Source organism: Pedobacter sp. KBW01 (assembly GCF_003852395.1).
In the GTDB taxonomy this organism is placed as follows: domain Bacteria; phylum Bacteroidota; class Bacteroidia; order Sphingobacteriales; family Sphingobacteriaceae; genus Pedobacter.
In genome coordinates, this window is record NZ_QAJQ01000027.1 from 87939 (window position 1) to 107367 (window position 19429).

A 19429-nucleotide genomic window follows, 5' to 3' on the forward strand; every position below is an offset into this window, starting at 1 on the left:
TAAAGAATTTTAGACGGTTAAAACGAAAGAGTTTTACACATTTTCGCAATTTTGATTGTACCAGCACTCAAATAAATGCCCTTTGCTGCCGTTAACCGGGTCGCTATCCGGATTTTTTACTTTCGCAATATCTTCATCAGCCTCTGGGCGCTCATCGGCCCTGCCATATTTCATGTTATAATCGGCTCCATTTGGATAGGCACCCACAACAGTAAAATCGTCGGTTGAGTTGAGTTTTTTATGTGCAACACCTGCCGGAATAATCACCACATCGCCTTTATCGAGTTCAATACAAACGCCGTGGTCTCCACCAAACTGTACATCGGCCTTACCACAAAATACGCCCATTACTTCGTGTGTATTGCTATGGTAATGGTGATAATCAAAAATACCATCAACCCAGGCATTGGTGTATCCGTTCTGCGCAAAAACTTTTTTAATTACTTCTTCATTGTCATCCGGATGGAGCCTCAAGGTTCCTTTGTAAACCATTAAAGGAAGAACCGGATTATTAGGGAAGTTTCCGTTTTCTTCTATTTTATGTGCAACTAAATAGGCTTCCTGTATTAATTTTTCTTTATCCATGGCTAGGGTGTTTTACTAATTAACAAAGTAAGTACGAAAGGGTTTAGAATTTTGTTTTATTGCGATGGCTTTAAACCCATCGCAATATTTAGCCTAGGGTTTAAACCCTAGGCTAATAATTTATTTCTGGCTTTCTGCCCAGGCATCCATCTTAGCTTCGAAAACGGAAAGTGGGAAAGAGCCATCTTTTAAAACTGCAGTATGAAAAGCTGATAATTTGAATTTTGACCCAAGCTCCTTTTCATATTTGGTTCTTAATTCCCTTATTTTCATTGCTCCGGTTTTGTAACCCAATGCCTGTGCCGGGATACCCATATAGCGTTCAATTTCTGCAGTTGCCCCTTCGGTACTAATGGCTTCATTGTCGGTCATATATTTAATGGCTTGCTCACGGGTCATGTTTTTGGTGTGAATAGCCACATCAACCACTAAGCGAATGGCGCGGTGCATTTCGTCACCTAACGCTCCCATATGTTGATAAGGATCCTGATATAAGCCCAATTCTTTTCCTAACGATTCGCAATAGAGTGCCCAGCCTTCTACATAAGCATTGTGGCCTCCAAAACGGCGGAAATTAGGTAAGGATTTATTTTCCTGAGTTAAAGAGATCTGATAATGGTGACCAGGAATGGCTTCGTGCAGAAACAGTGATTCCATACCTGAAGTAGTATTGAATGTTTTGGCATCTAAAATCGGAACATAAAAGATTCCCGGACGTTTTCCATCTGCCGAGCCCTGATTGTACTCAGCACTGGCCGACGCTGCCCTGAAAGCCTCTGTTTGACGGATTTCGAACGGTGTTTTAGGCTCCACATCAAACATCTTTTTCAAATTGGGTTTCATGCGCTGATGAATGTCTTCAAAAGCTGCCAATACCTCTTTTGGCGTTTTGTAGGGCATGAATTTTTTATCTGTTTTCATGTATTCGAAAAAGGCCTTTAAATCGCCCTTAAAGCCAACCAGATTCTTGATGCTATCCATTTGTCCTTTTATCCGGGCTACCTCTTTTAAGCCGGTCTGATAGATCTCTTCGGGTGTTTTATTGGTGGTGGTTTGTTGTTTTACCAAATAGGTGTACCACTCTAAACCGCCTGGCATGGCAGACCATCCAGAACTTGTCCTCGCTTTTGGCAGGTATTCATTTTGAAGAAAATCGGCTAATTTTTTATACGTAGGGACAATAACGGTGGTTATAGCATTACGATATGCTTCGGTTAATTTTTGCTTATCAGCAGCAGAAAAATCAGCAGGCAATGAATTGATGGGGCCATAAAATAAACTTTTCTCAGGACTGTTTACTACCATGCTCTGCATCTGCGGAATCATTTTAACCACCAGGGCCTTAGGCAAAACAATTCCTGCAGCCTCGCCTTTTTTAAAGTTGGCAATAGCTGTATCTGCCCAAACCGAGAAGGCTGAGGCACGTTTTAGCCAGTTTTCGTAATTTTTTACCGTTTTAAAAGGTTGTGCACCTGTACCCGAACCCAGTTGACCAATGGTTAAAGGCAAAGCAAACATTTGGTTAAACGGAAGATATTCTGAATGGTATTTTAAACCTTCTAAACTGATACTTAGCTGGTCTTTCAGATAATCAAAGGAGAGTTTATCATTGGCATTAAGGTTTGCCCTGTCGTATTTACCCAGGCTATCCAGATAACGTTCGTTAAACGCTTTGTATGCTTTAATGTAAGCTTGCGAGCCATCGTTTGGCAGGAGGTCATCATAACGTTCGTCTCCAATATAAGTTGCGCTGATTGGATTAAGTTTTAAACCATCCTGATAATATTGTTCGCACATGTTGGCAAATGCCTTGTTTTCTGCGTTGGCATCAGATTTGGTTCCTTGCTTGCAGGCCGATAAGGAAGCAATGCAGGCTGTAAAAAGAAGTATTCTCTTCATATGGTTTAAGTTAGTGTTTAACCAAAAATAATAAATTAAACGTCATTTTATAGATCAGGCCTAAAGCAAAAAAGCCACCCCGGTTAGGGATGGCTTTAATTTATTTTTTCAGTTTTGAAAACTGATTATGCTAATAATCTGATTGGCTCTTCCAATAAACCTTTTAAAGTTTGTAAGAAAGCTGCTCCGGTTGCACCATCAACCACACGGTGATCGCAACCTAAAGTTAACTTCATTACGTTGCCTGGAACAACAGCACCATTTTTAACAACAGGAACGGCTTGGATAGCACCAACTGATAAAATTGCACCATCAGGAGAGTTGATAATTGAGGTAAACTCATCAATACCAAACATACCTAAGTTCGAAACGGTGAAAGTAGAACCTTCCCAATCCGCCGGTTGTAATTTTTTAGCTTTAGCTTTAGCACCAAAATCTTTAACTTCTGCAGAGATATGTGATAAAGATTTACCATCTGCAAAACGCACAACAGGTACCAATAAACCATCTTCAACAGCCATAGCTACACCAATGTTGGTGTGCTCGTTGAAACGGATTTTATCGCCACCCCATGATGAGTTAACAGCTGGGTGTTTTTTCAATGCAACAGCTACCGCTTTAATAACGATATCGTTGAAAGAAACTTTAACTGGAGCAACTGCATTGATTGCCGTACGTGCAGCCATTGCGTTATCCATGTCAATGCTTATTGTTAAATAGAAGTGTGGAGCAGTAAATAAGCTTTCAGCTAAACGTTTTGCAATAACTTTACGCATTTGCGAAACAGGTGCTTCAGTAAATTTAACTTCACCAACAAAAGTTGGAATTACTGGCGCTGCAACTGGTGCACTTCCTGCCTTCGGAGCTTCTGCCTGAGGAGCAGCCGATGGTTTGAAGTTTTCGATATCTTTTTTAATGATACGGCCACCTTCAGCACTACCCGAAACCTGCGATAAATCGATTCCTTTATCTTTAGCGATTTTCTTCGCTAACGGAGATGCTTTAACGCGGCTATCAGATGATGAACTTTCGGCAACTGGTGCAGATGAACTAGCAGCAGCAGTTGTTGCTAGTTTTTCTTCTTTCGGAGCTTCAGCGGCAGCTTTTGGCGCAGTAGTACCGCCAGCTAAAATACCGCTAACATCAGTACCTTCAGGGCCAACAATAGCAATAATGCCGTTAACTTTTGCTGCCGAACCTTTTTCAACACCGATGTGTAATAAAGTACCGGTTGCATAACCCATAACCTCCATAGTTGCCTTATCGGTTTCTACATCAGCTAAAACATCATCATCTTTTACTTTATCACCAACTTTTTTATGCCATTCAGCAATTACGCCTTCAGTCATGGTATCGCTTAACAAAGGCATACGGATTACCGTTACACCTTTTGCTGCTAATTCTTCTTCGCTTAATCCACCACCCTGAGCAGGAGCGGCTTCTTCTTTTGGTGCTTCAGCTTTTGGAGCTTCGCTTTCTGCTTTAGGGGCTTCGGCACTTTGCTCAGCAGCTAAAGCTGCTTTATAATCTTCACCTTCTTTACCAATAACGGCCATGATGGCATCAACAGGAACAGCCTGACCTTCTTCTACACCGACGTATAAAAGGGTGCCATCCCAATAAGATTCCATATCCATTGTTGCCTTGTCAGTTTCTACTTCTGCCAAAACATCGCCGCTTTTCACTTTATCGCCCACTTTTTTATGCCACTTCGCCAAAACCCCTTCGGTCATGGTGTCGCTCATTTTGGGCATTTTAATTACATCAGCCATTATATCTAATTAATTGAAATCTTATTAATATTAGTCCATTACGTAAGGGTAGTTCTCAGTTACATATACATCTTTGTATAACTCAGATGCCTCTGGCCAAGGAGATTCTTCAGCAAATTTCACTGCCTGATCTACCGTAGCTTTAACTTTAGCTTCTACTTCTTCAATCCAGGCCTGGTCTGCATACTTTTCTTTCAAAATAGTTTCTCTTGCAAACTCAACAGGATCTTTTGCTTTATAATCTTCTAACTCTTCTTTAGTACGGTATTTTGCCGGATCTGACATTGAATGCCCACGGTAACGGTAAGTTCTCATTTCTAAGAAAGTTGGTCCTTCACCTTTACGCGCACGTTGAATGGCTTCGTCCATTGCATTGTGAACTGCAACAGGATCCATTCCGTCAACAGGAGCACAAGGCATATCGAAACCTAAACCAATTTTATAAATATCGGTCATGTTGGTAGTACGTTGTACCGAAGTACCCATTGCGTAACCATTGTTTTCGCAAACAAAAACTACAGGTAGTTTCCACAACATGGCCATGTTAAACGTTTCGTTTAATGCACCCTGACGTACAGCGCCATCGCCCATGTAACAAATGTTAACATTATCTGTTCCTTTATATTTTTCTGCAAAAGCAACACCAGCACCTAGTGGAATCTGACCTCCAACAATGGCGTGGCCACCATAAAAGTTATGCTCTTTACTGAACATGTGCATTGAACCACCTTTACCTTTAGAACAGCCGGTAGCTTTACCATACATTTCGGCCATAATGCTATCTGCACTAACGCCTAAAGCCAAAGCATGAGCATGATCACGGTAAGTTGTAATCATCGAATCGCCTTTTTGCATCGCAGATATTGCACCTGCAACTACAGCTTCTTGTCCAATGTATAAATGACAAAAGCCACGTATTTTTTGTTGTCCATATAACTGGCCAGTTTTTTCTTCGAACTTGCGCATCAGCAACATCGACTCAAACCACTTTAACCAGGTATCTTTATTTATTTCTACTGCACTCATTTTAGGGTATTTGTTTTTTTGCGACAGCAAATCTAATTTTTTTATTGTAATTTTTGGCACTTTCGAGTGTAAAAACATCATATTCCCGGCCATAAAATTACATTTAACACTTGTTTTACAATTGAATATGATTGGGAATCGCCTTTTCTGTTTTTAGAAAGATTTATAGCTGATTTTTTATAATTAAAACAACGCCCTTTATCGTAATCTGGAATTAAATTATTCTAAAATTTAATTTTGCGTATGCCATTATTTACATAATTTAAAATATTGCCACTTTTTGCTTTTAAGCCAGGCTTTAGAAAAGAAAAATTTTTGTGACAAAAGATGATTTTCTAGCAATTATTTAACTTAAAAAGGAGCGTATTAAAACAGAAATGTTAATAACTTTTACTTTTTAACATCTAACATTTGGATAACATTTGTATAATTAATACTTTTGGCAACCAACAATAAGCCCATGTGGTGTACGTTAATGTGTAAGTGAATACCCAAACATAACTGTATAACATGATTAAAAAATTTTTGTTTTCTACTCTAATCGCTATTTGCACGTTCTCAGCAGCATTTGCGCAAACTAAAACAAAAGAATCTGGTAAAGAATTAAATGACCCTGATAATCTTGCATCGCAGTATTTCTCGCAAGTAATGGGTGTTGCAGTAGATGCGACTTCGAATTTAAAGCTATACAAATTTATATACGAATGGATCGGAACGCCATATAGTTATGGCGGAAATACTAAAAGAGGCATTGATTGCTCTGCTTTTACTAAAGCGATTTACGATAAAGTTTTCAACACTACTATCAGAAGAAATTCTCGCGATATTTTTAGCATGGTTGATCCCTTATCTAAAGAAGATTTAAAAGAAGGTGATCTGGTTTTCTTTAAGATCAAAAGCAGAAGTATTTCACATGTTGGTATTTACCTGGGCGATAACAGGTTTGCACATGCATCAAGTTCTCGTGGAGTAGTAATCAGTAACCTGAACGAGCCTTATTACAGCCGTTATTTTTACAAGGGCGGGCGTGTACTGGAATCGTTTAAGAAGGAATTTACGGTAGAATAATCAGATCGCAGTTTACAGTTATCAGTTTATAATTCTCAAAGCTTAAAATATACAGTCCTCCCGAAGAAATTTTGGAGGATTTTTTGTTTACTACAACCCAAGCCGTCATTTCGAGCGAACCCGATAGCTATCGGGTGAAACGTATTCGGGAAACCAGTTGAGATTAGATCTCTAGGTTCCAGTCGAGATGACGACTACAATAAAGACCTAATGAAGCTCATTAACACAATCTTAATTTTTCCCTTTGTTCTTATAATTTTAATCAGTTGTACCAGCAACAATGCTCAGGTTATTACTACGCCTGCAGTCAAACAAGATACGGTGATTAGAAAGTTAAAAGATACGATTTCAATCACTGCTGTTGGCGATATTATGCTGGGGTCGGCTTTCCCTTCAAAAATGAACCTTCCTTCCGATGATGCTGTAAATAGCTTTCAGGCTGTAGATAGTTTGCTTAAAGGAGATATTGTTTTTGGAAACCTGGAAGGTTGTTTCCTGAATTCGGGGAACTCTAATAAATGCAATGGCATTAACCCAAATAGCTGTTACGCTTTCAGGATGCCCGAACGTTATGCCGCGATCTATAAAAAAGCAGGGTTTAATGTACTGAGCATTGCCAATAACCATGTAGGCGATTTTGATGCAAGGGGAAGAAAAAATACTGCACGGATTTTAGATTCCTTACAGATTCATTACGCCGGACAGGTAAACAAGCCCTTCCAAATTTTTGAAAAAGACAGTGTTAAATATGCGTTTTGTGCTTTTGCCCCGAACGAAAATACGGTATCTATAAATAAGATTGATAGTGCTAAGGCACTGGTATCGCGCTTAAAAACTATGGCCGATATTGTAATTGTGTCTTTTCACGGTGGTGGCGAAGGTGCCCGTTTTGAACATGTGCCACGCAAAAATGAAATCTTTTACAGAGAAAACAGAGGCAATGTTTATGCTTTTGCACATGCGGTAATTGATGCTGGTGCCGATGTGGTTTTGGGACATGGTCCGCATGTAACCCGGGCAGTTGAGGTGTATAAAAACAAATTTATCGCCTACAGTTTGGGTAATTTCTGTACTTATGGCATGTTCAGCTTAAAAGGTAATAACGGAATTGCGCCTCTACTTCAGCTTAAGATTAACGCAAAGGGCGATTTTCTGTACGCTGATGTGGTATCTGTTCAGCAGGATAAAGTTAACCGCTTAACCATTGATGATAACCATAGGGCTTTTAAGCGGATTAAGGAATTAACAGATATTGATTTTATTGGTCATCAGCTAAAATTCGAGAATAATAAAATCAGTTTAAAAGATTAATTTTCTCCGACATCAATCTCAGTTTATTTCAGAATATTTGCTGTATGAAAAAGGGACTAATACTTCATTACATTATTGGCATTGCAGCTGCGATGCTGGTACTGGCTGCTGCATATTATATTAACCAAAACCCGAAGAACTTGTTGTCGGCCGGAGTTATTATTCTGGCGGGTTGTTTAGTGGCTTTTAGTCAATATCAAATCATTAAACAAAAAAAGAAACAATAATATGCTTGCTATTATTTTGCAGGTAAACCAAACCGATAATTTTAAAGAGGGCATTTATTTAGCACTTGCTGTAGGTGCGGCAATTCTCTTATTTGTTTTATCGAGAAAATTTAGAAGGAAGGGGTAACCTAACTCTCATCCTTTGTATTCTTTACCAATCCAATTCCGGATACAAAGAAAATCAATCCGATTATTCCATAAACCAGCAAGCCTCTGCTGTTTTGACTGTGGTTAACAAAGCCATATCCAGCGTAAATTAAGCCGATAATACCCAAAATGGTTAATATGGTCCCAAAAGTTCGTTTTACGTTCATGATTTTTTTTTAGATAAGACAAAAAAATAAACCTTTTTGTTTTAACCCAATAAAAAAGTCCATTTCTTGAATTGAAATGGACTTTTTACTTTCTTAACTAAAATCTTTACTTACCACACACCTAATCTGTTTGCGGGCGCAACATACATTTTTGCCGTGGCAGGAATATTAAATGCTTTATAGAAGGCCTCCATGTTGTAAACAGGGCCATTTACACGGAACATTTCCGGACTATGCGGATCGGTTTTTAAGCGTACGCGCATACTTTCGTCGCGATCTTTAATTCTCCATACCTGGGCAAAACTTAAAAAGAAACGTTGATCGGGTGTAAAGCCATCAATTTTTTTATCGCCTTTTGCTTGTTCGGTTAGTTTAAATGCATCATATGCAATATTTAGTCCGCCAATATCAGCCAGGTTTTCGCCTAGCGTTAGCGATCCGTTTACATGTTGGTTATCAAGCAAAGTGAAATTGTTATAAAAGGCTTCTACTTTACCTGCTTTAACTTTAAATTGATCCGCATCGGCTTTGGTCCACCATTCTTTTAAGTTACCTGCAGCATCGTACTGGCGGCCCTGATCATCAAAGCCATGTGTCATCTCGTGTCCGATTACCGCACCAATTGCACCGTAATTAATGGCGTCATCTGCAGCAAAATCAAAGAAAGGAAACTGTAGGATGCCCGCAGGGAAAACAATTTCATTAAAAGATGGATTGTAATAGGCATTAACAGTTGGCGGTGTCATGCCCCATTCTGTTTTATCGACATTTTTACCCAGCTTATCGATCATTTCTTTATAAGCATGTTTATTTGCCGATTGGAGATTTGCATAATAAGTATTTTTCGAAACTTCAACATCGTCATATTTTTTCCACTTATCTGGATAGCCGATTTTTTTAATAAATGCGTTTAATTTTTCTAATGCCTTCTTTTTGGTTTCCACTGTCATCCAGTCTACTTTCTGGATTCTTTCTGCATACACTTTTTGTAAATTGTTTACCAAAGTTAACATGCGTTCTTTGGCTTCAGGCTTGAAATATTTCTCGGCGTATAATTGGCCCAAAAGCTCGCCCAGACTTCGATCTGTAGCATTTACAATGGCTTTCCACCTTTCGGTAGGGGCTTGCTGTCCATAAAGTGTTTTAGAGAAGAAGTCGAATTTAGCATCTCTGAACTTCTTGGTAAATGAATTTGCAGATCTGCTTAAAGCATCAAATTTTAGCTTTTCCTTCCAGATTTCTATTGGCTGACTTTTTACCAGTGCTGATAAAGCCTGATAGTATTTTGGCTGTCGAACAATAACAGTATCAGTTTTAGTGCCCAATTTGCTCAAAACAGATGTCCATTCGATGTTTGGGGTCTGTTTCTGAAAATCAGCCACTGTCATTTTATTATAGTTTTTCTGTGGATCACGTAATTGAACCGGGGTAGAATGCGATTGGGCAATGCTTGTTTCAAGTTTTAAAATATTTTCAGCGTATTTGGCTGCATTTACCGAATCGCCTGCCAGGCTAAAAATTTTTGTGATGTATTTGGTGTACTCAGCTCTGATTTTCTTTGCCTTTTCATCTTGTTCTAAGTAATAACTCCGATCAGGCAAGGTTAAGCCGGCTTGTGAAAATGATAATGCGTTTTTTGTACTTAATTTATCGTCCGGATCTACACTAAATCCCAATAAATCTCCTTCCCCTTTTTTATAGCCATCAGCAATAAAACTGATTAAATCTTTATCATTTTTAATGCCATCTATTTTAGCCAAAAGTGGTTTTATGGGATCAATACCTAATTTTTCTATGGTCAATGTATCCATACCACTGGCGTAAAAATCGCCCACTTTTTGTTCTACACTCCCTTTTGTCGCACCTGCTGTCGAAGCATTTTCGAGAATCTTATTCAGATTTTTAAGGTTGTCGTTATATAGCGTATAAAATGAGCCCCAACCGGTTTCTGTTTTTGGGATTTCGGTGTTTTTTATCCATTTACCATTGGCATATAAGAAAAAATTATCCCCGGGTTTTACCGTAGTGTCCATCCCAGCTTTATCAAAAAATTCAGAGCGGTTAGTCACAACATCCGCATCTTGATGTTGTTTATTTTGGCACGCAGCAAACAGTAAAGAGCCGGCAGCAGCAAAGATTAGTTTAATTTTCATTGTTAATAAGTTAGTTAGAAAACTTAAAGCTACAAAATGCCTGATGGAGTTTGTATGAATTTTTATAACTTCATAAAAAAATCTAATTATGCAATACACACTTTACATTCTCATAGCGCTCGGGGTAATTATCCTGTTAAGCTCATTTGTAACCGTTAAACAGGGAACAATAGCGGTTGTAACCGTTTTTGGTAAATATCAAAGACTGCTAAGACCAGGACTAAACTTTAAAATTCCATTAATTGAACAGATTTACTCCCGTATCTCAATCCAGAACCGCTCTGTAGAATTATCTTTCCAGGCAGTTACGCAAGATCAGGCTAATGTATACTTTAAAGCCATGCTTTTGTATTCGGTAATTAACCAGGACGAAGAGACCATCAAAAATGTGGCTTTTAAATTCGTTGATGCTACAAACTTAATGCAAGCATTGATTAGAACCATTGAAGGTTCGATAAGGGCTTACGTGGCTACACAAAAGCAAGCCAATGTATTGGCGCAGCGTAATGAAATTGTACTACATGTTAAAGAGCAGATTGACCAGGTTTTAGATGGCTGGGGGTATCACCTCCAGGATCTTCAGTTAAATGATATTACTTTTGATGAAGAAATTATGCGCTCAATGAGCCGCGTAGTGGCATCTAATAACTTAAAAGCGGCCGCAGAAAACGAGGGTCAGGCTTTATTGATTACTAAAACCAAGGCTGCTGAAGCAGATGGTAACGCCATTAAAATTGCTGCTACTGCCGAACGCGAAGCTGCCCAGTTACGTGGTCAGGGTATTGCCTTGTTTAGAGAAGAGGTAGCAAAGGGTATGACCAATGCAGCACACGAAATGCAACAAGCCAATTTAGATACCTCGGTAATTTTATTCACCATGTGGACAGAGGCAATTAAACAATTTGCTGAGTATAGCGAAGGTAATGTGATCTTTTTAGATGGAAGCACTGAAGGCATGAATAAAACCATGAAAGAAATGATGGCGATGCAACAATCGCAAAATAATGCTAAAAAGGCTTAAAACTCAAAGTTAACAAGTGAAAACACTTTAGATATCCAGGTTTTATCCTGATTTTTCAATTTTATTTCAATAAAAAAAGCCTATCAGAATTTTACATCTGATAGGCTTTTTTATGATTAAGTATTACTACTTATTTATTTATTTTTTCTGCAGCAGGGATACCTAGGTTCATTACATAATTACCCGATTGTTGCATAAAATCGCCCATTACTTTTAATGATTCATCTTCAATAAAATCGAAAGCATCTTGTTTCGTAATTTTATCCCCTTTTTTAATTGCTGGCAAGCCTCTCAATGCTCTTAATTCGTTTTGTCTGGCAAGCGATTTAGCTTCCTGTGCATCGCGCTCTGCTTTAAGCTTAGCTTCGTTCAAGGTTACTGAAGTTTCAGCATCACGTTTTTTCAGCTCGGCAATATCTTGTTTCAGGTATTTAAAATCTAACGAACTGGCAATGCGTTGCTCACTGTTTTTAATCAGTTGCGCCTTAACAGCAGCTAAATTGGCTACTGGTTTAAAGTTAGAGCTTGCAATCACATCCCATGGCAGGGCAGATGGCTCAGTATCTTCTCCAATTTTATCCATTGGGTACACAGAAGGGAAAACCACATCAGGTGTTACTCCTTTATGCTGTGTACTGCTGCCCGCAACTCGGTAAAACTTAGCCATGGTTAAATTAATCTGGCCTAAGTTAATATCGGCAGGGTTGGCTGAACTTGGAGAAGTACCAACAGTTTTATCTTTAGCTATTAATCCGGCTACCCTTTGCAACATGCTTGGGTTTACCAATTTGTTTAAGTCGATTGATGATTGAACAGTACCTTTACCATAGGTTTGGCTGCCCATTACAATACCGCGACCATAATCCTGAATCGCTCCGGCAAAAATTTCAGATGCAGAGGCGCTTAAACGATCTACCATTACGCCAAATGGACCATTCCAGGCTACACCGCTATTCTCATCCTCATCTACTTCTATTTTACCACGTAAATCTTTCACCTGAACAACAGGGCCTTTATCGATAAATAAACCGGTTAACGAAATGGCTTCAACCAAAGAACCACCACCGTTTCCACGTAAATCCAATACAATAGCATTCACTTTATCGATGTTTTTTAAAGAATCAACCAATTTTCTTACATCACGGGTGGTGCTTTTGTAGTTTTTATCACCTGCATTTGCGGCTTTAAAATCTGCATAGAATGCAGGCAATGAGATGATACCAATTTTATAATCTTTACCGTTTGAGTTAATGGTTTTAACTTTTTTCTTAGCCGATTGGTCTTCAAGAATTATTTTCTCTCTTACAAGCTCAATAATTACTGGCTTAGACGACATTTCTTTTCCTACAGGAATTACTTTCAAACGTACTTTGGTTCCTTTAGGGCCTTTAATTTTGGTTACAGTTACGTCAAGTCTCCAGCCAATGACATCAACAAACTCGCCATCGCCTTGTGCTACAGCAATAATCCTGTCGCCAGCGCTTAATTGTTTGCCTTTAAAGGCTGGTCCACCAGGAATAATTTCTGAAATTTTAACTACCTCGTTTTCCAATTGTAAACGGGCACCAATACCTTCGAACGAGCGCGACATTTCCTCATTAAATTCTGTAGCCCTTGCCGGCACAAAATAATTAGTATGTGGATCTATAGACTCGGTAAAAGCATCCATCAGGATCTGGAAAACATCCTGATTATTGGTTTTCGAGGTTTGCGATTGTAAATTCTGGTAACGTTTGGTTAAAGTTTCTACGTTTTTAGTATCTGTTGTGCCGGCCAGGTTTAAGTTAACCAGTTCGTATTTAACACGTTTTTTCCAGGTATCGTTTAAAGCAGCTGAGGTAGTAGCCCAAGGCATTTTCTCGCGATCATAAACGTAGCTATCGGTTTGGTTAAAATCGAATTTGGTTTTAATCTGCGCCAAAGAATAAGTAAAGTATTCATTTAATCTTTTTGCGTAAACGTTATAGATGTAAAACGGACCGCTTAAATCACCGTTTTTAAAGTCATCATCAAGCGTATATCTGTATTTTTCAAATTCTTTGATATCGGTAGCCAGGAAATAGTTTCTTCCCGGGTCTAAAGATTTGATATACTTATCTAAAATAAGCGAAGATATAGAATCGTTGACCTGAATTTTTTTGTAATTGTAGCTCTCAATTAAATTAACAACTTCTTTAATAACGAGTTGTTGTTGCTCATCTGGTTTCACATTCGTAACACCCTCAACCATTGGCTGAGTTTTAGGTGCAGCATGACAAGCAAGTACTGCTGCAGTAAAAATTACAAAAAATATTCTTCTTAACATCTCTTTAAATGATTTAAAATCCATTTCCAATTCTATATAGCCAATATGATACCATTTTAGCAAAAAAACAAAAAAGAGACAGCATTATTACCGTCTCTTGTTAAAACTTAATCAAATCTAGCTAAAAGCTTTTTATTTAACAATAACTATAGGAGAACGTTAACGCTTATTTTTTGTTTTATTTGAGTATTGAAATTTGACCATTTGCAGACGATAAATGGTCAGTTTAGACGCGAATTCTATTTTTGAAGCACGTTTTTTAGCCTGTTTCCGGGCGGTTTTGCCGAAAATGGAGTGGCTAAGTTGATTGTGATGATTAAAATAATCAGAATTGAGGGAACTGTGGTTAACCTTTTTTTCCAGCAGTTTTACTGGCAATAACATCCCTGGCGTCTTTAATCTGGCCTTTATATTGGGTTGTTTTAACAGAGTTGGCAAACCACTCTGCCGATTTTAAGTCGCGGAGGGCCAGGCTAAAATCTTTCTTTTTAATTTTAACCTGCACAATACCCAGCATCGATTCGATGTAGGAGTTGTTGCTTTTTAATTGTTTAGCCAATATGCCCTGTTGGGTATAGAACCACATGGATTGGGTGTATTTGGTATTGGCGAGATAAACTTTGCCCAATAGGCTGTAGGTATTCATTACTCCCGCCCTATTGCCGGTTTTAGAGTAATTCTTTAAGGCAACATTTAGCAGGATTTGCTCGGCATCAGAAAAGCGGCCCAGCTGGTAGTGCATGGTGCTCATTTTGATCACAGCCTGGCCATAACGGTTAAAATTTTTTACCGCATTGTATTCGAAGGCTGCTTTGCCAAATAAGGTTAGCGCTTCATTGTAGTCGCCTTTTCGCTCTAAATCTTCTGCTTCCTCAAAAAAAGAGTTGCCATCTTCCAGTTCAAATTTAGATACGGCAATATTGATTGCGTTACCTCCGTTTGGTTCCTGAATTTCCGGTTTGTCGATATTTTGAGCTCGTAGTTGTACTGATGCAAAAAGGCCAATTAAAGCCAATACAATCCTGGTCATGCAACAAAAATAATACTTTAAATTTAATTTCAGCTAAATACCTGTAAATTAACATCGAAAGATGCCCAAACCATGTATGGATGAGAATCGCAGTGGTACACTTCTCCGGCTGCAGATATGCCTACAATGCCTGCAAAGCCATCAAAAGCTTTAAGTTCGGCGAAAGATTTATCGGCAGCATTTTTTAAAGAAAAGCCATCAGTAACCCGTGTTACAATTTTGGCGGCCAGTGCGCCACTTACAATATCCTCGCCTACACCGGTACATGAAATACCTGCATGGGCATTGGCAAAATTGCCCGCCACTGTAGCCGAATCGCTTACACGGCAGGGAATTTCGAAGCCTTTGCCTCCTGTAGAAGTACCTGCGGCTATATTTCCATCTGCATCGAGGGCTACGCAGCCAACGGTACCTTTGTTGTTTTTTTGGTTTAATTTGGCTTCGTATTCTGCCTGGCGCTGAGCCGTAATAGGATCAAAGTATTCGAATCCGTTTTTGCGTGCAAAATCCTGTGCACCCTGTCCGCTTAAAACACGGTCATCATATGTCAGTAGGTTTTGCGCAATTTTGATCGGATTTTTAATATCTTCAACATTAATTACACCGCTAAATTTTTCAGTTTTACCATCCATTAAGGCCGAACTTAACCGTACCTTTCCATCGCTTTGAATTTGCGAACCGATTCCCGCGTTAAAAAGCTCGTTATCTTCGAGTAAGGCAACGGTGTAAACTACGGTTTCTAAAGCAGTATGGTGCTGCAAATAAGCATGGCCAAGGCTTACAATTTCTGCGAGGGCATCTTGCTTCGCTTTTTTGGTTTCCTGGTTGGTGGATGATTCGCTAAAAAAGCCTCCGTGTATAATTAGTTTCATTTTGTTAGGATCAAGTAGTACGATTTTGTATCAAGTTAACAATTATTGCCAACTGAATTATGCTATCGGGGCTACTTTTGGATGCTGGATAACCAAACTATGATCGTTCAGGTCGTAAACGTCGCCATCGCACATTACATGCACCACCATGTTCTTGATTGATACCGGTTGTCCCATTTCAACATCTGTTAAATTGGTGTCGGCCATGGTACGGCCATCTACTAAAATTACCATACCAGAGCCTATGGCTTCCATCACGTGGCCATCCGAAATGAAAAGACCGGTGTCTTCGCCAAGGCCAATGCCTAAAATACCCGGATTACTAGCTGCTGCATATAATAAACGGCCAATTCTGCCCCGTTGTACAAAGTGTGTGTCTACAATTACATCATCAATAAAGCCAAGTCCGCCGGTAATTTTAACCTCACCTTTTAATAAGGCATCTTTACTGCTGCCCTGGTAAATCATGTTTTTTGAACTGGCTGCTGCTCCGGCCGATGTACCTGCAATAACTACTGGCTCGGTTCTGTATTTTTCGAGCAGGAGCTGATGAATTTTAGTGCCACCAAAAATAGATGAAAGGCGAAGCTGATCGCCGCCGGTAAAAATAATTACCTCTGCCGCTTTAATACGTTCGTAGTTTTCGTCGGCGTTGGCTTCTTCACGGTTGGTGATATTTAATACCCCAACATTGTGTACATCTAATTGTGCGTAAGCTTTTATGTATTCTTCGCCTACTTTTTCGGGCATTAATGATGCCGTTGTGATAATTTCGAAACGTGATTCGGTATCTCTTGCAGATTCGGTTGTAATCCGCTTTAAAATTCCACGCTCAAAAAAGTTCATGTTATCGGGCAATCCGAATTGAGTTTCGGCAAAGCTGCCTGTGTTTATTGCACCGCCAATAATGATGAGTTTACCTTCCGGAACCATTTTTTGTGTATTTGATATCAAAAAATCCAAATATATAGGCTTATGATAAAAAACGCGACTTTTTTTGTCAATATTATTTAAGTTATTAACAATGGTTGAAATAATATAACATAAAATTAACAGTCATGTACCTAAAAATAAAACAAATACCCTTTAAAATTGATTTAACCAAAGGCAGGCGCTATTCTGAGAATAAATGCATAATTTACAGTCAGCATTTTATGTTGTAAATTGAGAAGAAATTTGGCCACCCCAAAGCCTGGTTTAACATTAAAAGCGAGCAAAATATTACATGAAGATATCAAACATACAAGTATTAAGAGGGCCAAACATTTGGTCGATTAACCGGAAAAAGCTAATTCAGATGCGTTTGGATTTGGAGGATATGGAGCAGAAGCCAACCAATGTGATCGAAGGATTTAGCGAAAGGATTGAGAAATTGCTACCCAGCATGTTTACCCACCGTTGTTCTAAAGGTGTAGAGGGAGGCTTTTTTACCCGTGTGAAAGAGGGCACCTGGATGGGACACGTAATTGAACATATTGCTTTGGAAATTCAAACCCTTGCGGGGATGGATACTGGCTTTGGCAGAACTCGTATGACCAAAACCGAAGGAATTTACAATGTGGTGTTCAGCTATTTGGAAGAAAAAGTGGGCGTGTATGCTGCTGAAGCAGCAGTACGGATTGCTGAAGCACTTATCGACAACAAAGAGTACGATTTGGAGCATGATATCCGCCGGATGAAAGAGATCAGGGAGCTTGAGGCGCTGGGTCCAAGTACCGCTTCTATTGTAGAAGAGGCCGTGAGTAGAAGCATTCCGTGGATTAGGCTGAATAAAAGTTCGTTGGTGCAATTGGGTTATGGTAAAAACCAGGTACGTTTCAGGGCAACCATGACTGAAAAAACCAGCAGTATAGCCGTAGATATTGCCAGTAACAAGGAGGAAACCAAGCGCTTGCTTACCGAAGCCGCCATTCCAGTAGCAGCTGGGGTAACCATCTCAAATATCGATGATTTAGAAGCTTCGGTTAAGAAAGTGGGTTTCCCACTGGTATTTAAACCTTTGGATGGTAACCATGGTAAGGGAGCAACTATTAATGTGAAAACCATGGAAGCCGCGATAGCAGCTTTCGAATATGCCAAAACTTATTCCAGAAGGGTAATTATTGAAAAATTCGTTACCGGATACGATTTTCGTGTATTGGTAATCGACCATAAAGTAATCGCCGCTGCGCAACGCGATCCGGCACATGTGAGGGGGAACGGAATTCATACTATTCAGGAACTGATTGATAAGGAGAATGAAGATCCACGCCGCGGTTACGGGCATGAGAATGTGCTAACCGAAATTGCGGTTGATCGTGACACACTGGATTTATTGGCCAAGAAAGAATATACTTTAGCAACCATCCCTGAAAAAGGAGAGATTGTTTACTTAAAATCTACAGCGAATTTGAGTACCGGGGGAACATCTATCGATGTAACCGACATTGTACATCCACAAAATATTTTTATCTGCGAAAGGATTTCGAGGGTAATTGGACTTGATATTTGCGGGATAGACATTATGGCGCAAAACCTCACCCAGCCATTAACCGAAAACGGAGGTGTTGTTTTGGAAGTAAATGCTGCACCTGGATTCAGGATGCACCTGGCGCCTAGCGAAGGTTTACCCCGAAACGTGGCTGCATCGGTTATAGATATGCTTTACCCGCAAGGAAAGCTATCACAGATTCCAATTATCGCTGTAACCGGAACAAACGGAAAAACCACTACTACGCGTTTAATTGCACATATTATCCGCAGTAATGGTAAACGTGTAGGTTTTACCACCAGTGATGGGGTGTACGTACACAATACCATGTTAATGAAAGGCGATACCACTGGGCCGGTGAGTGCTGAATTTATTTTAAAGGACCCGACGGTAGAATTTGCAGTACTAGAAACAGCCCGTGGAGGAATTTTAAGAGCCGGATTAGGTTTTAATGCCTGCGATATCGGCGTGGTAACCAATATTCAGGAAGACCACCTGGGGATTTCTGATATCCATAACCTCGACGATTTAACCCGCGTAAAAGCAGTTGTTATCGGGGCGGTTAGACGTAAGGGCTGGGCCGTGCTAAATGCTGATAACGGTTATTGCGTACGCATAGCGAAAGATGCCCGCTGTAATGTGGCTTATTTTAGCATGGATGAAAATAATCCGGTAGTTAAAGAGCATTGTAAAAAGGGTGGCATTGCCGCTATTTACGAGAATGGTTACATTACCATAAAAACCGGCGACTGGAAATTAAGGGTAGATAAAGCCACCCATATTCCGCTAACTTTTGGCGGTTCGGTAAATTTTATGATCCAGAATGTGCTTGCTGCAACATTGGCAACTTATTTGTGGGGCTACAAACCTGAAGATATCCGCCTGGCATTAGAGACTTTTATTCCTTCTGCTGCACACACGCCGGGAAGGATGAACGTTTTCAGATTCAAAGATTTTAAAGTACTGGTAGATTTTGCACATAACCCTGATGGCTTTAACGGCGTTAAAGGTTTCCTGCAAGGCGTAGAAGCAACCGAGCATGTGGGTATTATTTCGGCAACCGGCGATAGAAGAGATGCTGATATTATAGAAACAGCCCGCATTTCGGCTCAGATGTTTGATAAAATTTACGTATGTCAGGAGAAATACCTTCGGGGACGTGCACAGCACGAATTGGTAGATTTACTGGTGAAAGGGATTAAGGAAGTTGATCCGAACAAGGAAATTATTATCAATAACAAAAGTACTGAGTGTTTGCAAATAGCAATTGAGACCGCTAAAAAAGGTTCTTATCTAACCATTTTAAGCAACACGATCGATAATACCATTCAGCGGGTTACCGAACATTTGGATAAAGAATTGGAAGCTTAGTTTTT

At 39.5% G+C, this 19429-nt stretch carries 15 protein-coding genes; 5 read left to right on the forward strand and 10 right to left on the reverse strand.

Annotated elements, in window-relative coordinates; all coding sequences use genetic code 11:
- Window positions 1–33 precede the first annotated feature (33 nt).
- The 4 genes from DBR40_RS22605 to pdhA form a co-directional block, all read right to left on the reverse strand.
- Window positions 34–585, reverse strand: coding sequence for a cupin domain-containing protein (locus DBR40_RS22605; protein WP_124562006.1), 552 nt, complete (start codon window positions 583–585; stop codon window positions 34–36).
- Window positions 586–705: 120 nt separating this feature from the next.
- The gene (locus DBR40_RS22610; protein WP_124562007.1) at window positions 706–2484 is read right to left on the reverse strand and encodes a DUF885 domain-containing protein; all 1779 of its coding nucleotides are present in this window, start codon (window positions 2482–2484) and stop codon (window positions 706–708) included.
- Window positions 2485–2609: 125 nt separating this feature from the next.
- A complete protein-coding gene (locus DBR40_RS22615) occupies window positions 2610–4256 on the reverse strand; it encodes a pyruvate dehydrogenase complex dihydrolipoamide acetyltransferase (RefSeq protein WP_124562008.1) in 1647 nt (548 codons plus the stop codon).
- Between the two features lie 30 nt (window positions 4257–4286).
- Window positions 4287–5282: a pyruvate dehydrogenase (acetyl-transferring) E1 component subunit alpha gene (gene pdhA / locus DBR40_RS22620; protein WP_124562009.1), complete on the reverse strand. Its 996-nt coding sequence runs from the start codon at window positions 5280–5282 to the stop codon at window positions 4287–4289.
- A gap of 510 nt (window positions 5283–5792) precedes the next feature.
- Here pdhA and DBR40_RS22625 point away from each other — a divergent pair.
- From DBR40_RS22625 to DBR40_RS22635, 3 genes are all read left to right on the forward strand, one after another.
- Window positions 5793–6350 carry a C40 family peptidase gene (locus DBR40_RS22625; protein ID WP_116252145.1) on the forward strand — a complete coding sequence of 186 codons (558 nt, stop codon included), beginning with the start codon at window positions 5793–5795 and terminating at the stop codon, window positions 6348–6350.
- 321 nt (window positions 6351–6671) lie between these two features.
- Entirely contained in the window at window positions 6672–7661 is a 990-nt protein-coding gene (locus DBR40_RS22630; RefSeq protein ID WP_233603960.1) for a CapA family protein, read from the forward strand.
- Window positions 7662–7705: 44 nt separating this feature from the next.
- Window positions 7706–7888 carry a hypothetical protein gene (locus tag DBR40_RS22635; protein WP_124562011.1) on the forward strand — a complete coding sequence of 61 codons (183 nt, stop codon included), beginning with the start codon at window positions 7706–7708 and terminating at the stop codon, window positions 7886–7888.
- 128 nt (window positions 7889–8016) lie between these two features.
- On the opposite strand, the gene DBR40_RS22640 is transcribed toward DBR40_RS22635, so the two are convergent.
- The gene (locus tag DBR40_RS22640) at window positions 8017–8202 is read right to left on the reverse strand and encodes a hypothetical protein (protein WP_124562012.1); all 186 of its coding nucleotides are present in this window, start codon (window positions 8200–8202) and stop codon (window positions 8017–8019) included.
- Between the two features lie 110 nt (window positions 8203–8312).
- Window positions 8313–10355, reverse strand: coding sequence for a M13 family metallopeptidase (locus tag DBR40_RS22645; RefSeq protein WP_124562013.1), 2043 nt, complete (start codon window positions 10353–10355; stop codon window positions 8313–8315).
- Between the two features lie 88 nt (window positions 10356–10443).
- Here DBR40_RS22645 and DBR40_RS22650 point away from each other — a divergent pair, with 88 nt between their 5' ends.
- Window positions 10444–11376 carry an SPFH domain-containing protein gene (locus DBR40_RS22650; protein WP_124562014.1) on the forward strand — a complete coding sequence of 311 codons (933 nt, stop codon included), beginning with the start codon at window positions 10444–10446 and terminating at the stop codon, window positions 11374–11376.
- A gap of 130 nt (window positions 11377–11506) precedes the next feature.
- On the opposite strand, the gene DBR40_RS22655 is transcribed toward DBR40_RS22650, so the two are convergent.
- The 4 genes from DBR40_RS22655 to DBR40_RS22670 all read right to left on the reverse strand — a co-directional run bounded on the left by DBR40_RS22655 (window position 11507) and on the right by DBR40_RS22670 (window position 16537).
- Window positions 11507–13681, reverse strand: coding sequence for a carboxy terminal-processing peptidase (locus DBR40_RS22655; protein WP_233603961.1), 2175 nt, complete (start codon window positions 13679–13681; stop codon window positions 11507–11509).
- A gap of 346 nt (window positions 13682–14027) precedes the next feature.
- Window positions 14028–14711, reverse strand: coding sequence for a hypothetical protein (locus DBR40_RS22660; protein ID WP_124562016.1), 684 nt, complete (start codon window positions 14709–14711; stop codon window positions 14028–14030).
- 29 nt (window positions 14712–14740) lie between these two features.
- The gene (locus DBR40_RS22665) at window positions 14741–15583 is read right to left on the reverse strand and encodes an isoaspartyl peptidase/L-asparaginase (RefSeq protein WP_124562017.1); all 843 of its coding nucleotides are present in this window, start codon (window positions 15581–15583) and stop codon (window positions 14741–14743) included.
- A 57-nt stretch (window positions 15584–15640) separates the two neighbouring features.
- Complete coding sequence (locus DBR40_RS22670) at window positions 15641–16537, reverse strand: cyanophycinase (RefSeq protein WP_233603962.1); 897 nt, start codon at window positions 16535–16537, stop codon at window positions 15641–15643.
- A gap of 271 nt (window positions 16538–16808) precedes the next feature.
- On the opposite strand from DBR40_RS22670, the gene cphA reads away from it, so the two are divergent.
- Window positions 16809–19424, forward strand: coding sequence for a cyanophycin synthetase (gene cphA / locus DBR40_RS22675; RefSeq protein ID WP_124562018.1), 2616 nt, complete (start codon window positions 16809–16811; stop codon window positions 19422–19424).
- Window positions 19425–19429 lie beyond the last annotated feature (5 nt).

What these genes read in the sequence shown, in the direction of transcription:
- pdhA (WP_124562009.1), bottom strand. Translation starts at nt 5,282, where the DNA reads ATGAGTGCAGTAGAAATAAATAAAGATACCTGGTTAAAGTGGTTTGAG.
- DBR40_RS22645 (WP_124562013.1), bottom strand. Translation starts at nt 10,355, where the DNA reads ATGAAAATTAAACTAATCTTTGCTGCTGCCGGCTCTTTACTGTTTGCT.
- DBR40_RS22655 (WP_233603961.1), bottom strand. Translation starts at nt 13,681, where the DNA reads ATGTTAAGAAGAATATTTTTTGTAATTTTTACTGCAGCAGTACTTGCT.
- DBR40_RS22650 (WP_124562014.1), top strand. Translation starts at nt 10,444, where the DNA reads ATGCAATACACACTTTACATTCTCATAGCGCTCGGGGTAATTATCCTG.
- DBR40_RS22625 (WP_116252145.1), top strand. Translation starts at nt 5,793, where the DNA reads ATGATTAAAAAATTTTTGTTTTCTACTCTAATCGCTATTTGCACGTTC.
- DBR40_RS22635 (WP_124562011.1), top strand. Translation starts at nt 7,706, where the DNA reads ATGAAAAAGGGACTAATACTTCATTACATTATTGGCATTGCAGCTGCG.
- DBR40_RS22615 (WP_124562008.1), bottom strand. Translation starts at nt 4,256, where the DNA reads ATGGCTGATGTAATTAAAATGCCCAAAATGAGCGACACCATGACCGAA.
- DBR40_RS22660 (WP_124562016.1), bottom strand. Translation starts at nt 14,711, where the DNA reads ATGACCAGGATTGTATTGGCTTTAATTGGCCTTTTTGCATCAGTACAA.
- DBR40_RS22610 (WP_124562007.1), bottom strand. Translation starts at nt 2,484, where the DNA reads ATGAAGAGAATACTTCTTTTTACAGCCTGCATTGCTTCCTTATCGGCC.
- DBR40_RS22665 (WP_124562017.1), bottom strand. Translation starts at nt 15,583, where the DNA reads ATGAAACTAATTATACACGGAGGCTTTTTTAGCGAATCATCCACCAAC.
- DBR40_RS22640 (WP_124562012.1), bottom strand. Translation starts at nt 8,202, where the DNA reads ATGAACGTAAAACGAACTTTTGGGACCATATTAACCATTTTGGGTATT.
- cphA (WP_124562018.1), top strand. Translation starts at nt 16,809, where the DNA reads ATGAAGATATCAAACATACAAGTATTAAGAGGGCCAAACATTTGGTCG.
- DBR40_RS22605 (WP_124562006.1), bottom strand. Translation starts at nt 585, where the DNA reads ATGGATAAAGAAAAATTAATACAGGAAGCCTATTTAGTTGCACATAAA.